This is a genomic window from Anaerococcus tetradius (assembly GCF_947087635.1).
GTDB lineage: Bacteria > Bacillota > Clostridia > Tissierellales > Peptoniphilaceae > Anaerococcus > Anaerococcus tetradius.
In genome coordinates, this window is the sequence record NZ_CAMUDP010000008.1 from 67855 (window position 1) to 82163 (window position 14309).

General features: G+C 35.1%; 15 protein-coding genes. 5 read left to right on the plus strand and 10 right to left on the minus strand.

Annotated features, from left to right (window positions below):
• Positions 1-187 precede the first annotated feature (187 nt).
• Both P6936_RS04090 and P6936_RS04095 read left to right on the plus strand, forming a co-directional pair.
• Positions 188-985, plus strand: coding sequence for a class I SAM-dependent methyltransferase (locus P6936_RS04090; RefSeq protein ID WP_276880914.1), 798 nt, complete (start codon positions 188-190; stop codon positions 983-985).
• Positions 982-1491: a GNAT family N-acetyltransferase gene (locus P6936_RS04095; protein ID WP_276880915.1), complete on the plus strand. Its 510-nt coding sequence runs from the start codon at positions 982-984 to the stop codon at positions 1489-1491. The genes P6936_RS04090 and P6936_RS04095 overlap by 4 nt, the downstream gene beginning before the upstream one ends.
• 82 nt (positions 1492-1573) lie before the next feature.
• Here the strand turns inward: P6936_RS04095 and P6936_RS04100 are convergent, their stop codons facing one another.
• The 6 genes from P6936_RS04100 to P6936_RS04125 all read right to left on the minus strand — a co-directional run bounded on the left by P6936_RS04100 (position 1574) and on the right by P6936_RS04125 (position 6692).
• On the minus strand, positions 1574-1768 hold the full coding sequence (locus tag P6936_RS04100; protein WP_276880916.1) for a hypothetical protein: 195 nt from the start codon (positions 1766-1768) through the stop codon (positions 1574-1576).
• Positions 1769-2052: 284 nt separating this feature from the next.
• Positions 2053-2289: a Veg family protein gene (locus P6936_RS04105; protein WP_004837047.1), complete on the minus strand. Its 237-nt coding sequence runs from the start codon at positions 2287-2289 to the stop codon at positions 2053-2055.
• 91 nt (positions 2290-2380) lie between these two features.
• Positions 2381-3763 (minus strand): aminopeptidase, encoded by a 1383-nt coding sequence (locus tag P6936_RS04110; RefSeq protein ID WP_276880917.1) that lies wholly within the window; start codon positions 3761-3763, stop codon positions 2381-2383.
• An 8-nt stretch (positions 3764-3771) separates the two neighbouring features.
• The gene (htpG, locus tag P6936_RS04115; protein WP_276880918.1) at positions 3772-5625 is read right to left on the minus strand and encodes a molecular chaperone HtpG; all 1854 of its coding nucleotides are present in this window, start codon (positions 5623-5625) and stop codon (positions 3772-3774) included.
• 67 nt (positions 5626-5692) lie between these two features.
• Positions 5693-6343: a PAQR family membrane homeostasis protein TrhA gene (gene trhA / locus P6936_RS04120; RefSeq protein ID WP_276880919.1), complete on the minus strand. Its 651-nt coding sequence runs from the start codon at positions 6341-6343 to the stop codon at positions 5693-5695.
• Positions 6330-6692, minus strand: a complete 363-nt coding sequence (locus tag P6936_RS04125; protein WP_276880920.1) for a hypothetical protein — start codon at positions 6690-6692, stop codon at positions 6330-6332. The genes trhA and P6936_RS04125 overlap by 14 nt, the downstream gene beginning before the upstream one ends.
• A gap of 100 nt (positions 6693-6792) precedes the next feature.
• Between P6936_RS04125 and P6936_RS04130 the strand changes: the two genes are divergently transcribed.
• Positions 6793-7020: a DUF1858 domain-containing protein gene (locus tag P6936_RS04130; protein WP_004837042.1), complete on the plus strand. Its 228-nt coding sequence runs from the start codon at positions 6793-6795 to the stop codon at positions 7018-7020.
• A 162-nt stretch (positions 7021-7182) separates the two neighbouring features.
• Here the strand turns inward: P6936_RS04130 and P6936_RS04135 are convergent, their stop codons facing one another.
• From P6936_RS04135 to P6936_RS04150, 4 genes are all read right to left on the minus strand, one after another.
• Entirely contained in the window at positions 7183-8412 is a 1230-nt protein-coding gene (locus tag P6936_RS04135; RefSeq protein ID WP_276880921.1) for a dicarboxylate/amino acid:cation symporter, read from the minus strand.
• Positions 8413-8487: 75 nt separating this feature from the next.
• Positions 8488-9003 (minus strand): NUDIX hydrolase, encoded by a 516-nt coding sequence (locus P6936_RS04140; protein ID WP_004837039.1) that lies wholly within the window; start codon positions 9001-9003, stop codon positions 8488-8490.
• Between the two features lie 50 nt (positions 9004-9053).
• Positions 9054-10706, minus strand: a complete 1653-nt coding sequence (locus P6936_RS04145; RefSeq protein ID WP_276880922.1) for a putative manganese-dependent inorganic diphosphatase — start codon at positions 10704-10706, stop codon at positions 9054-9056.
• 9 nt (positions 10707-10715) lie between these two features.
• On the minus strand, positions 10716-11960 hold the full coding sequence (locus P6936_RS04150; protein ID WP_276880923.1) for a hemolysin family protein: 1245 nt from the start codon (positions 11958-11960) through the stop codon (positions 10716-10718).
• A 114-nt stretch (positions 11961-12074) separates the two neighbouring features.
• Between P6936_RS04150 and P6936_RS04155 the strand changes: the two genes are divergently transcribed.
• Both P6936_RS04155 and P6936_RS04160 read left to right on the plus strand, forming a co-directional pair.
• Positions 12075-13388 carry an NCS2 family permease gene (locus P6936_RS04155; RefSeq protein WP_276880924.1) on the plus strand — a complete coding sequence of 438 codons (1314 nt, stop codon included), beginning with the start codon at positions 12075-12077 and terminating at the stop codon, positions 13386-13388.
• A 309-nt stretch (positions 13389-13697) separates the two neighbouring features.
• Positions 13698-14192 carry a tryptophan transporter gene (locus P6936_RS04160; RefSeq protein WP_276880925.1) on the plus strand — a complete coding sequence of 165 codons (495 nt, stop codon included), beginning with the start codon at positions 13698-13700 and terminating at the stop codon, positions 14190-14192.
• Positions 14193-14309 lie beyond the last annotated feature (117 nt).

A 14309-nucleotide genomic window follows, 5' to 3' on the forward strand; every position in this document is an offset into this window, starting at 1 on the left:
ATCTATGCCCCAATGAGAGCAAAATATTTTAACTTTGTTTCGCAAAGTTTGAAAACTTTGCGGCTCTATAGGATTTGGCTTATCTACTAGAAGTAAATACTAATTTCCCTAATTTTTCAAGTTAAATCACTTATCTCACACCATCTTATATTGGGGTATATTTATACAAAAGGAGGATCTTATTGATATGGAAGATATCGTAAAAATTGATGATGATTTAAAAAGAAATGAAGAACTATATAAGCTTATTGATGAAGAAAGTCGTCTTAAATCAAGAACTGGAATAGTTGAGAAAATCACTACCCAAAAGGAAATAGACAAATTAATTAATACAAATTCTAAGGTTCTTGACATCGGAGCTGGTACTGGAGTTTATACAATCCACCTTTCACCTAAGGTTAAAGAAGTTACTGCCTTTGAGCCTTCTAGTTCAAATTTTAAAACCTTGAAGGCAAAGGCAAAGGAATTTCCAAATATAAAAGCCTATAATAAGTCATCTTTCGACCTAGAAGATTTGGAAGAAAATTATTTTGACCTAGTCCTAATTTTTGGACCAATGTATCACTTATCTAATGAAAAAGACAGAAAAGACGTACTTAGACAAGCTAAAAGAGTATGCAAAGATGGTGGCTACATATTAATTGCCTATATAAACCACGATATGGTATTAATTAGCGAATCTATTAATTATAATACAAATATTTTTTCAAGCCCCGCCTATATAAGCGAAAAACAAAGATTAATAGATAGACCTTTTGTATTTTTCAAAGTCAATGAAGCTAGAAAAATGATTGAAGATAATTATATTGAAATAGAAGAGATAATAGCAAGCGATGGCTTTGCAGAAGTATTAAGTAATAAACTTGAAGAAATGACTGAAGAATCGTTTGAAAATTACCTAGACTGGCACTTAAACCACTGTAAAGACCCAGAAACGCTCGGGGCAACGAACCACCTGCTCTTTGTATGCAAGAATAAAAAATGAAAAACATCATCCTATACACCCCAAAAGAAAACGAATTAGACTTTGCAAAAAATATCCTAGTTGACCCTGCCACCATGGCCTACAATAAGGGTTATGATTTACCTATTTTAGGCTATGATAAAGAAACAGGCACTATCACCCATGACGATGGCTATTGGAAAAAATGGTATGACCTTTATTTTTCAAATCCTGGGAAGTATTTTTATGCCTATATTTACGACCAGGATTCAAAGGCCTTTGTAGGTGATGTAAATTTCCACCCTTCAAGACTTAATTCCTTTACAAGGGATATCGGAATTGTAATTAAAGACGAATTTAGGGGCCAAGGCTATGGCATGGTAGGTCTTAGGCTTCTAATCAAGAAGGCTTTTTCCTTTGATTCTATAAGAGCTCTCCACAATAATTTTGAAAAAGAACGTGGTCTTGCTCTTAAAATCCACGAGGATTTAGCTTTTAAATTCGTTCACGAAACCGATGGAATAATTGACTTAGTGCTTAAAAGATAATTTAAAATATTAAAAGACTTAAAAAATGTACCAAGTTTTATCAAAGGACTAAACTTGGTACATTTTATTTGTAACAAAAATATTATTCTAAAACTTTCACTTGGTGCATTCTCGGAGCATCCATTGGTAGGCTGACATCAGATTGCCAATGACCATCACTAGGACCGAAACTTATTGTAATTTTCTTTCCCTCATAGGACATCATATCTTCAGGCAAACTTATAAGATTAGCACTTCTTGTAGAATCTCCTCCACCTGATTGCAAAGTAAAATCCATAGGCTTTTCTTAGATAAGAACTACATATTTTTCTCCCATATCTTGCAAGGCTTCTGGGTTAAAATTCTGATAAAGCCATATCCTTAGTTAATACTCCTTTAAAAGTCCTTGCTATTTTCATTTCTGCCAAATTATTAAATTATTACTTGTTTATAGGTTTAGGTCCATATTCATCAAAGGCTTTTTTTGTTAATAGATTCTTTATTAAAGCACATATTGAATAATTATATTAATTAAAAATAAAACAAGACTCGCAGCAAAAATTTTGCCTCCGAGTCTTGTTTTTAATCAGCTGATAGTTTTACAGTTGATGTTAGGATATCTGAGTATGTGTAAGATACTGTTCTTTCCACATCAAAATCATTGTTTACTTTTACTGTAAATACACTAGGAAAGGCATCTACTATGACTCCCGTCTTAGTTTTTGTTCTTTTCCTTCCCATATCTGCTTTGAGAATAACTTCCTTACCCACATTACTTATTACTTCATTTCTAATGTCTTGAACTGATTTATGTGCCATTTAATCATCCTCTCATTCGTTATGTTTACTATTATACTATGAATTACAAGTAATGTCAAATTAATTAATTATACGCTTGTATTAGGGCTTGTCAAATATTTTTGTAAAAAGATTTGTAGGCCCTGTAAGTCTCATAAACATCAGCTTTGCTTACGAGCTCTAGGGGTGCGTGCATGGATATTACTGGCGTTCCACAATCGACTACTTGCATACCATATTCAGCAAGAATGTAGGCAATTGTTCCTCCACCACCTTGGTCAACTTTGCCTAGTTCTCCAGTTTGCCAAATTGTTTGGCCTTTTTCGAAAGCAAGTCTTACTTCTTGGAGGTATTCAGCGTCAGCATCGTTAGATCCTCCCTTGCCTCTTGAGCCTGTGTATTTGGTAAGGGCAACACCATAACCAAGTTTTGCGGTATTATTTTCTTCTGTAGCTTCTAGGAAGTTTGGATCTTCTGCAAGAGTTACATCTGCTGATAATACTTTAGAGTTTTTCATAGCCCTCTTAAAGCTTACAAGGCTTAGGTCATTTCTAAGGTTCATTAATTCTACTACAGTGTTTTCAAAAAATTGTGAGCTCATGCCTGTTGCTCCGACAGAGCCTATTTCTTCCTTATCGACAAAGAGTCCTACTAGGGTCTTTGATGGATTTTCACATTCTAGTATTGCCCTGAGTGAAGTGTAGGCACAGACCTTATCATCATGACCATGGGCCATAATCATTGATGAGTCAAGGCCAACTACTCTTGCCTTGTTTGCAGGAACTACTTCAAATTCTGCTGTTAGGAAGTCTTCTTCTGAAATATTATATTTTTCTTCTAAGATTTTTAGGATATTTTTCTTTACTGGATTGTCTTTTTCGTCGGCAAGTGGAATAGATCCAACCATGATGTTTAGTTGCTCGCCTTCTATTACGTTGCTAGCCTTTTTTTCGTTTAGGTCTTTTGACAGATGGATTAATAGCTCGGAGATGAAAAATACTGGTTCATCTTCTTTTTCACCAATTGATACGTCAATTTTTTTGCCTTCTTTGTCAAAGACAACTCCATTGAGGGCTAGGGGAATATTTACCCAATGGTATTTTTTAATTCCTCCATAGTAGTGGGTCTTTAGATAGGATATGCCCCTTGATTCGTATAAAGGAACAGGTTTTAGGTCAAGTCTTGGGCTATCCAAGTGACTTCCTATTATGCTCATTCCTTCTTCAAAGTCCTTTTCTCCAATTACAAAAAGGGCAACTGCCTTTTGCCTATTTTTGGCATAGACCTTATCTCCAGCCTTTAGGGATTTTTCCCTTATAAGGTCGTCTATATTTCTAAAGCCTTTCGCCTCTGCTCTTCTTACAATTTCTTTTACTGCAAGTCTTTCTGTCTTTGACTTATCCATAAAAGCCATATAGTCTTTGGCTACTTCTTCTAGTTCATCTTTCTTAGCTTGGTCTATGTTTAGCCAAACATTTTTTCTAGCATATTCCATCTTAGCTCCTAAATTAATTTCCATATATTTTTTGTATAAGAAACAGGGTCTTCTATTTCGAGGCCTTCCATTAGCCTTGCTTGATCTAGTAAGAGGTCTATTATCATCTTTGCCTTATCTTTATCCTTATCTATATTTTCTGCAAGTAGCTTATAGGCCCTAGTTTCCTTGTTTATCTCAAGAACCTTATCTGCCTTGATACCCATAGCTTGAGGTTGATTTTTGAGAGTTTTCTCCATTTCTATAGAAACTTCTCCCCTTTGCTTGATCATTGATGGTATATCTCCCATCTTATCAGTAAATCTAACATCGACTACATCATCTGGGGTGTTTTCTTTGGCAAAGTCTACTAATTTCTTATCACTTTCATCCTCATCAGCATTTTCATTTTCTTCTACTTGATTAATGGACTTGAAAGGAAGGTCCTTATAATCTTTTAGCATCTTGATTAAAAACTCATCAAGCTTTTCGTCTAGGAGGAGGACATCTCTATCTTCGTCTATTTGGCTTAGGGCTGGTGAATTTTTGATTCTTTCAAGGCTATCGCCAACTGCATAGAGTATATCCTCATCTGTTGATTTCATAGCTTCTTTGTATTCAGCAAGACTTATTAGCTTATCTTCTTTTCTTGAATAAAAGAGCAAGAGATCTTCCAAGTCTTCCTTGTTAGCAGCAAAGGATTCATAAATTGATACCTTTAGGCTATTGCCAAATTCCTTAAAGAAGGATTCATATTTTTCCCTGTCATTTTTAAGTAAATCAGCTAGAGCTTGCTTGATTTTCTTGTTGATTTGTTTAGCGATAACTCGAACTTGCCTATCTTGTTGGAGGGTCTCTCTTGAAATATTTAGGCTGATATCATCACTGTCTACAACACCTTTAACGAAAGAGAAGGCATCATCAAGTAGGTCTTCTGACCTGTCCATGATTTTAACCCCATGGGAGTAAAACTCAAGGCCTTTTTTGTAATCCTTAGAATAAAAATCGAAAGGAGCCTTCTTTGGTATATAAAGTAGGGCCTTAAAACTTACGAGTCCTTCTACTGAAAAGTGTATCCAAGAAATTGGCTCATCGAAGCCGTAGTGGCTTTCCCTGTAGAAATTGATGTAATCCTTATCTTCAAGCTCCGACTTATTCTTCTTCCAAATTGGCTTATTTGAGTTTAGGATGTCATAATCCTTATAGTCCTCATACTTTGGATCCTCATCGGTTGAATCTTCTGCCTTTCTTGTCTTAGTCACAAGCATCTTGATTGGGTATCTGATATAGTTAGAATATTTTTCTACTAGATTTTTAAGTCTATATTGGTCTAAAAATTCGTCATAATCGAAATCTTCTGAGCTTTCCTTAAAAAATAGCTTGATATCAGTTCCATGACCTTCTTTGCTGGCTTCTTCTATCTCATAGGAGTCAGCATTTTCTGAAGTCCACAAGTAAGCCTTGTCATCTGCAAATTTCTTGGTCAAAACCTCTATCTTACTTGCTACCATGAAGGCTGAATAAAAACCTACACCGAATTGACCGATAAGATCTTTGACATCAGCATCTTCCACAGACTTCTTAAAAATCTCAATTCCTGACTTAGCTATAGTACCCAAATTTTCGATTAGGTCTTTTTCATTCATTCCTATACCAGTATCTCTTACAATAAGGCTTCTTTCTTCCGTATTTGGGATAAGCTCTATATAATAATCAGACTTATCTGTAGAATTATCACTCTTTAAGTCTTGATAATATAATTTGTCTAGTGCATCTGAAGCATTTGAAATCAACTCTCTTAGGAAAATTTCCTTGTTTGTGTAAATGGAATTAATCATAAGATCCATGACTTTTTTAGCTTCCGCTTTAAATTCTTGTTTCATATTTCCTCCTTAGCACTCTTAATCTCTGACTGCTAATACTATACTAGCCCCCTTTAGCTTTTCAATATCAAGTAAGGTAGATGAAATTAGCTAAAAACATTGCATAAGTCGCAAATATTATAAAAATATGCCAGATTGCATGATTATATTTAAGATTTTTCTTTGAATAGAAGAAAGCTCCTACACTATAAAGGATTCCCCCAGAAAATAGATAAATAAGATAAGAAGGCCCCAGTTTCTTAAAGATATCGTAGATCAAAAACAAGGATATCCAACCCATAATTATGTAAATTATCATAGACGCCTTACTTATTTTTTCTTCTTTTCCAATGGCAAAGGCAATAATATTCATTATGATCCCAGCTATGGCAAGAATCCAAACCAAAATAAAAATCACAACTCCAAACAAGGAATTAACTGCCAAAAGAATTATCGGTGTATAGGAACCAGCTATGGTTAAATAGATTACCCCATGGTCAATAGCCCTAAAAATCAGACGTGCCGTTGGATTAGTCATCGAATGATAAAGACTTGATGCCAAAAACATGATCGCTATTGCAGAAAAATATACCGACCATGCCAAAACCATCATACTTTCCCCTTCTCTTGCTTTAGAAACAATTATTGGTATAAAAAGCAAAAGACTTAGGATAAATCCAATACAATGGCTTATTATATTTATTCTTTCTTCTGTTTTTGAATAATTAACTGTTCTCACTATTATTTTCCTCATTTGCCATAAGCTTAGTCTTTTCAAAAATTTTGTGCTGGAGTTTTTTTCTCTCATCTATCAAGATATCCTTTTGTATCCTTATGTTCTTCCTAGTATTTAGCGTAAATATCACCAGGGTAAGGGCGAATAAAACCATAAATATCCCTATTCTTTGGCTATCTGTAAAAGAAAATTTAAAACTAAGAGCAAAAACAAGCAAAGATATAAATAAGGGAATCGCAAAGATTTTCCAAAAAGGAATAGACTTATTAATCCCTTCTATCTCCTTATTTATTTTTAGTAATTTATTTCTATCTTCCATTATTTCATCTAATATTTTTTCTTGATTTTTCATATATCCTCCTGTATATATTATATAATAAAACAATCCCTAGTAAACTGCTTTGAATACATAAATTTTTATAGTAAAATAATACTAACAAGGAGGTCTATCTATGGCTTTAGAAGAAAACAAAACAACAGACACAACTGCTAAGAAGAAAATTACTCGTGATATGATTATAGGCGAGATAATCCAAATAAAACCAGAAGCTATCAACACACTCTTGATGGCAGGTATGGGTTGTATAGCTTGTCCATCTTCCCTATACGAAAGCTTAGAAGAAGCTTGTATGGTGCATGGAATGGACTGCGACTACCTACTAGCAGAACTCAATAAATAAAATTTCCATCGGCTAAGGCTGATGGTTTTTTTATTTTAAATTCGCCTAGGATTTTCGTCCAGCATACTTTGCACAAAAAAACGCCCCTATTCATGATAGTATCAATGATTAGGGGCCTTTTTTTATTAATCTTGTAATTGATCAAGAATAACTCTTAAGCTTTTATGCGATTTTACCCTTTTTTCTAAGCCTATAAGTATTTATAACAGCTGCTGTTGCATCTCCTGTTATATTTAGGGTTGTTCTTCCCATATCAAATATCCTGTCTATTCCGGCTACTAGGGCTATTCCTTCAACTGGAAGTCCTACTGATTGTAGAACCATGGCAAGCATTATCATACCACTTCCTGGGACTCCTGCTGTTCCTATTGAAGCAAGAGTTGCTGTTAAGACTATGGTTAGCATTTGACCAAGACTTAGGTCGATTCCGTAGCAAGATGCTATAAAGATAGCGCAGACACCTTGATAGATTGCAGTACCATCCATATTGATCGTCGCTCCTAGGGGAAGGACGAAGCTTGTTACATCATAATCTGCTCCTAGTTCCTTGCAACATTTGATATTAATTGGCAAGGTTCCTACTGATGAAGCTGATGAGAAGGCGAACATTATAGCTGGCGACATTTTTTTGAAAAATTCTAGGGGACTAATCTTAGCCAAAAGCTTTACAGTTGTTGAATAAACAACTAGGGCGTGGATTAGGTAGGCAAGATAAGCTACAAGAATGACTGAGGCTAGAGAGCCTATGATTTTTGGCCCATTTGATGCTATAACAGGAACTAAAAGGCAGAAGACTCCTAGGGGAGATAGCTCGATTATTAATTCCATAGACTTCATAAATATTGCATTAAGAACTTCTATTGCATCAATTGCCTTATCCTGTTTAATCTTATCTATTAATAAAATAGAAATTCCTACTACAAGTGAAGCTACAATAATTTGGAGCATATTGGCCTCAACCATTGGGGCTAGGAAGTTCTTAGGGAAAATATTTACTAGGGTATCCATGAAAGATACCTTAGCTTGGACTTCAAACTTCAAGTTTGTTGTTGCAATTATTGGAAATATATTTTTAAATATTCTAGCAAAGCCTAGACCAATAATTAAAGCACAAGCAGTGGTTAGGAAATAATAAATAATGGTAAATATTCCAACTTCACCGACTTTTCTAATGTCTTTCATGGAGACTATTCCTCCTATAATTGAGAAAAATACTATAGGTGTTACTATGAATTTGATTAGATTAAGAAATATATCTCCAAATGGCTTTATGTATGAATTTAGAAAGCCAGAGTGATTTTGCATTAATAAGCCGATAACGATAGCTAAAACAAGTGCTATCAAAATATTTCGAGTTAACGACGATTTTTTTACTACTTTATTTTCTTCCATAAATTCTCCTTATCTTTTATACTATAACACAAAGAAAAACTTCTTTGCAATTAAAAGCTAAATTATTTTCTAATACTATATCTCTACTATCCTATAATCACAATTTAAGTCAAAGAGAAGTTTTATGAAGTTTTTCTTATATTTTACAAATTTTTCTTTTTGGATTAAGTCCATCACTTCCTCATAACTTGCCCATCTAGCAGCTTCCACTTCCTCTTTTTGAAGCTTGAGCTTTCTAGGGTCGACATCCTCTCTAATTAGGTAGAAATCATCAAAGCCATGTTGAAAATTGGCTGTAAGAATTGGTCTTTTCTTTGAAAAATCTAAATTGATACCCAGCTCTTCTCCTAATTCTCTTTCTATTGCCTCTTTACTAGATTCTCCAGCCTTCGCAGCTCCTCCACAAGTTATATCCCAAAGTCCTCCCATGGATTTGCTTTTTTGCCTTTGTTGGATAAGTAGCCTTCCACTATCGTCAAATATACACAAGTGAACAATTAGCCTATAAGTGCCTTCTGGCATGACATCTCCTCTTATGTAAGTCTTTCCAGTCCTTATCCTATTTTCATCATACAAATCTAATTCTTCCATTATTGCCCCCCAAAAAAGGCCCTTGTAAAATATTACAAAAGCCTTCTATCTTATTTATCTGCTATAACTGCTGCTGTAATTCTTGGAATTACTTGCTTCTTCCTACTTAAAACCCCCGGTGCGTTGATAGTGCCCTTTTCTGTTAGCTCTCCAAATTCCTCTTTTATGGATTCAAAATGATCACCTACTACCAAGAGTTCACTTCTTTCATTGAAGATATCTGTTAGGACTAGAACAAAGGTTGATTCGTTCTTGGCCTTAATTTTCTTATCCATCAAATCTTTTAGGTCTTCCATTATTGGAATAAGCTCTTCTGGATTCATAGTCATTACTTGACCTACCCTAAAGTCCTCTCCTGCTATATTAAAAGTTTTTACATCGCCTTCAACCAAATCTCCTGCAGATTTCCCCTTTAGGGATGTAGCCGCCCTAAACATCTTATCAGCAAAGGCTTCTGGGTCTAGGTCAGCAATCTTACTCATCCTATCGAGGATTCTCCTATCTGTTTCGGTTGTAGTCGGAGATCTAAACAAAAGAGTGTCGGATATCATAGCTGCACAAAGAATACCTGCTATTTGCTTGCTTGGTCTAATACCACTTTCTAGATACATCTCTGAAATAATTGTTGCAGTAGAACCTACTGGCTCTGCCCTAAAAAACACAGGGCCTGTTGTAAGGATATTAGCGACCCTATGATGGTCTATGATTTCTTGAATTTCTGCTTCTTCTATATCATCAATTGACTGATTTCTCTCGTTGTGATCGACTAGGATAAGTTTTTTCTTGGCAGAAGAAATCAAATGATACCTTGAAACAGAGCCGACTATCCTTTCTGATGAATCAACAACTGGATAGGACCTAAATCTAGACTTGGCCATGGCATCCCTTACTGTATCCAAATTATCTTCAGTAGTAAAATAAATCAAATTTTCCTTAGTCATAACATGGCTAACAGGAATTGTCATAGGAAGTAGCCTTGCTGTCATAAAGGAATTGTATTCGGTTGAAAGAACTGTAACCTTGTTTTTCTTGGCAAGTTCAATCATATCTTCTGTCATAAAAGCCCCATGGGTAAGGATTAAGAGTCCAATTTTTTTATTTAGGAGATATTCATAATAGTCATCCCTATTTCCTGAAATAACTATATCACCTTCCACAAAAATATCCTCTAGGTTAGCCCCTTTGTCATCATTCATAGCAAAGACTGTCATCTTACCATCATAGGCACGAGGGTCATCTGGTAGATAGATTATCCTTGCAGCTAAAACGTCAATGATATTATCAATTGGAGTCTTGCTACGGCCTAGGATTTTATCATCCCACACATCCATATAGGCACGGGTGATATTCGATAAGGAAGCTATGCCAACGATTTTGCCATCAGCATCTACAACCGATAAGGAATTGGCATCACCCTTTTGGAAGATATCCCAAGCAGACCTTATGGCTATAGAAGGATCAATTATATTTCCTGTATCTATGTCCAAATCCTTAACCTGCAATTTGATTGATTCTTTAAGCCTTGGAGGCTCAAGCCCAAAATAATCGAGGACAAACTTACTTTCTGGGTTAAGCTTGCCAAGCCTAATCGGAATAGCTTTTACTTCGCCTAGCCTATTTTTCAAATCAGCGTAGGCAATGGCGCTCATTATGGAGTCCGTATCTGGATTCTTGTGTCCTGTGATATAAACTACTTCTTTCATCTTTACTCCTTATAGAAAATTCACTTTAAGCATTTCAATCTTGTACCTGTCCACCTGCAAAACCATGATGTTTATATTTCCTACCCTTACACTATCGCCTTGCTTAGGGATTCTCGAAAGCTTATCTATTACAAAGCCCCCTATCGAATCGTTTTTGATTTCCTCAAGGTCAGTGTCAAAATAATCATTGAAGTCATTCAAATGAATAGAAGGATTTACTAGATATTCCTTATCATTAATCTTATAAATCGTTTCATAGGCTGAATCATACTCATCGTCAATTTCTCCAACCAGCTCTTCTACTATATCTTCGATAGTTACAAGACCACTTGTTCCTCCATACTCATCAATAACTATAGCAAGGGATAGATTTTCCCCTCTCATGGTCGTAAAAAGATCAAAAATGTGCATATTATCATAAACATAAAAGGCAGGTCTAATAACATCTGCTATATTAAGATCCTTGTCTTGGGCCAAATGGCTAACAAGATCTTTCATATGTAAGATACCCAAAATATTGTCTATATTTTTGCCATAAACTGGAATTCTCGAATGATTTGAAATTTTAAGGAAATTCTTTAACTCTTCTAGTGGCATATCGACAGATATAGCCTCCATATTGGTTCTAGCTGTCATAATGTCTGATACATCAGAATTACCAAATTCGAAAACGTTATTAATCATCTCGCTTTCTTCGTTATTGATTACTCCTTGTTCCTCGGAAACATCGACTATAGTCTTTAGGTCTTCCTCAGTAACCCTATCACTTCCGGCATTTTCTGTAACGAAGATTCTGACTATGAAATTTGTAATAAGACCGAGCACAAAAGATAGGGGTGTTAGGATGATATTAAAAAACCTAATTGCCTTTGCAACCTTTATGGCGAGCTTTTCGGAATTAGCTGCAGCTATATTCTTGGGTGTTACTTCTCCAAAAATCAGAACAACTATGGTTAAAACAATAGGTGATATTACCGCCCCCTTTGCCCCAAACACATCAGTAAAAAACACTGTCGCAATAGTTGTCGTTACTATATTTACAATATTATTTCCTATAAGGATTGTAGTAAGGACCTTGCTGATGTTGGTGATTAATTTTTTTAGTATGCTGGAGTTTTTCACCCCATTTTTTTCCATTTGTCTAACTTTAAATGTATTAATGCTAGTTAGAGCTGTTTCTGATGATGAAAAGAAGGCAGAAAAAATAATGCCCAAGATTATCAAAATCAGCTGTATTATATTTTTAGTCGTCAAAACTTCCTCCTATGACTATTATAATGTAGATTTTAATAAATTAAAAGAGAAGATGTATCTTTTATAAAATTGGGGTATATATTTAAATGAGAAAAGTAATAAAGGAGGAAAAAAATGACAGGAAGTTCTTTTTTCGAAAAAGCTTTTAAATTACAAAAGCACAAGACAGACACCAAGACAGAGATTATGGCTGGTATTACTACTTTCATGACCATGTCATATATCCTTGCAGTTAATCCTCAAATTCTTTCAGAAGCTGGTATGGATTACGGTGCAGTATTTACTGGAACAATCATAGCAAGTGTTATAGCCATGTTAATGATGGCCTTTTATGCTAATCTTCCATTCGCTCTTTCAGCAGGTATGGGACTTAACGCATTTTTTACATACACAGTTGTTATGCAAATGGGTAAGCCTTGGCAATATGCTTTAACAGCAGTATTTTTGGAAGGTATTATCTTTATGTTGTTGTCACTAGTAGGTGTTAGAGAAGCAATTTTTAACTCTATTCCTATCAATCTAAAAAAAGCAGTTTCAGTTGGTATTGGTTTATTTATAGCAGAAATAGGTTTAATTAATGCAGGTGTTATCAAATTAGGACAAATTTCCCTATCCCTAGGTGAATTGACTAGTGCTAATTGCTTTATATTTTTCTTTGCTCTTATCATTATGGTAGTTCTTACAGCAAGAAAGATTAAGGGAGCCCTACTTTGGGGCATACTCATCTCTACTATTCTATCTCTAATTTTGGGAGTTACACACTTCCCTGATTCTCACATAGTTTCCTTGCCACCATCAATTAAGCCAGTATTTTTCAAACTAGACTTTTCAAATATATTCTCTTTTGAAATGTTCTCAGTCCTCTTCTCCTTCTTGTTCGTAGATATCTTCGATACTCTAGGAACCCTTACAGGAGTTGCAACTAAGGCTAAGATGCTTGATGAAAATGGAAATCTTCCAGAAATCAAAAAAGCCCTCCTAGCTGATGCCGTTGGCACAACCTGTGGAGCTGTCCTTGGAACAAGTACAGTAACAACCTTTGTAGAATCATCATCAGGAGTTGCTGAAGGTGGTAGAACAGGTCTTACAGCTCTTGCTACAGCAGGATGCTTTGTAATTTCAGCCTTTTTCTTCCCAATCTTTTCAATAATTCCATCAGCTGCTACAGCAGCAGCTCTAGTTACAGTTGGATTATTTATGATTACTACAGTTGCGGAAATAGACTTTTCTGATATTTCAGAAGCCTTCCCAGCTTTTATGACCATCTTAATGATGCCACTAACTTATTCAATAGCAGAAGGTATTTCCTTCGGTATGATTTCTTATGCAGTAATCAAGTTATTTACAGGCAAGGGCAAGGAGGTATCTCCTCTAATTTACGTCCTAGCTGTAATATTTATCCTAAGATATTTAGGACCACTTTTCTAAAAAAACTTGACAAAAGATAAAAAAGGATTTATATTTATACTATAGTAAAAATAATCGTAGATAGAAGTAGTAAGAAGATTAACTATCCTACAGAAAGGAAATGGTTGATGAAAATTTCTGGATGTTAACTTGTGAATGGATCTATCAGATCAAAGGTGAATTCTAGTAGCCGGCGGGTGTTCCCACCTTATAGGGATAGGATATGTATGTATCTAAAGATGTCTTTTAGACAAAAGGGATGGCACCGTGGGCTTTGGCTCGCTCCTATATGGAGCGGGCTTTTTTGTTTTTAAAAATAAGGAGGAAATTATGAAAACTAGAAACTTAACCCTATCAGCAATCTTTATGGCACTTGGACTTGTAATGCACTTTATGGTACCACCAATTTTTGGCGGCATTAAACCAGACTTTCTCTTATCAATGATGTTTATATCACTTATAATATCAGAAGATATCAAAGAAGCTATCTTGGTAGGCCTATGTGGAGGCGTTATGAGTGCCCTTACAACTAACTTTCCTGGAGGACAAATTCCAAATCTTGTGGAAAAGATGATAGTATCCCTTGTAGTTTTTTATATTCTAAAAAGAACTGGCAGGGACTTAACAAAGTTACAAACTGTATTTATCTTTGCCCTAGGAACTTTGATTAGTGGAGTTACTTTCTTGACCATAGCTCTTGGCATAACTAAACAATTAAATCTCTTCATTCCATCTATGCCAGTAGTCTTAGTAGCTATGGTTGTAAATTCAATATTCGGTCTAATCCTAATGAATGCTTATAGTAAAATCCAAAAGATGATTTGAAGAGAATGAGAGGTCCTAAGAAAAAAAATCTTACGACCTCTTTTGTATTGAATAAAACACAAAGGGGCTGTTGCAGAATGAATAAATCGTCCCAATATCATTAGAAGAACCTCCACG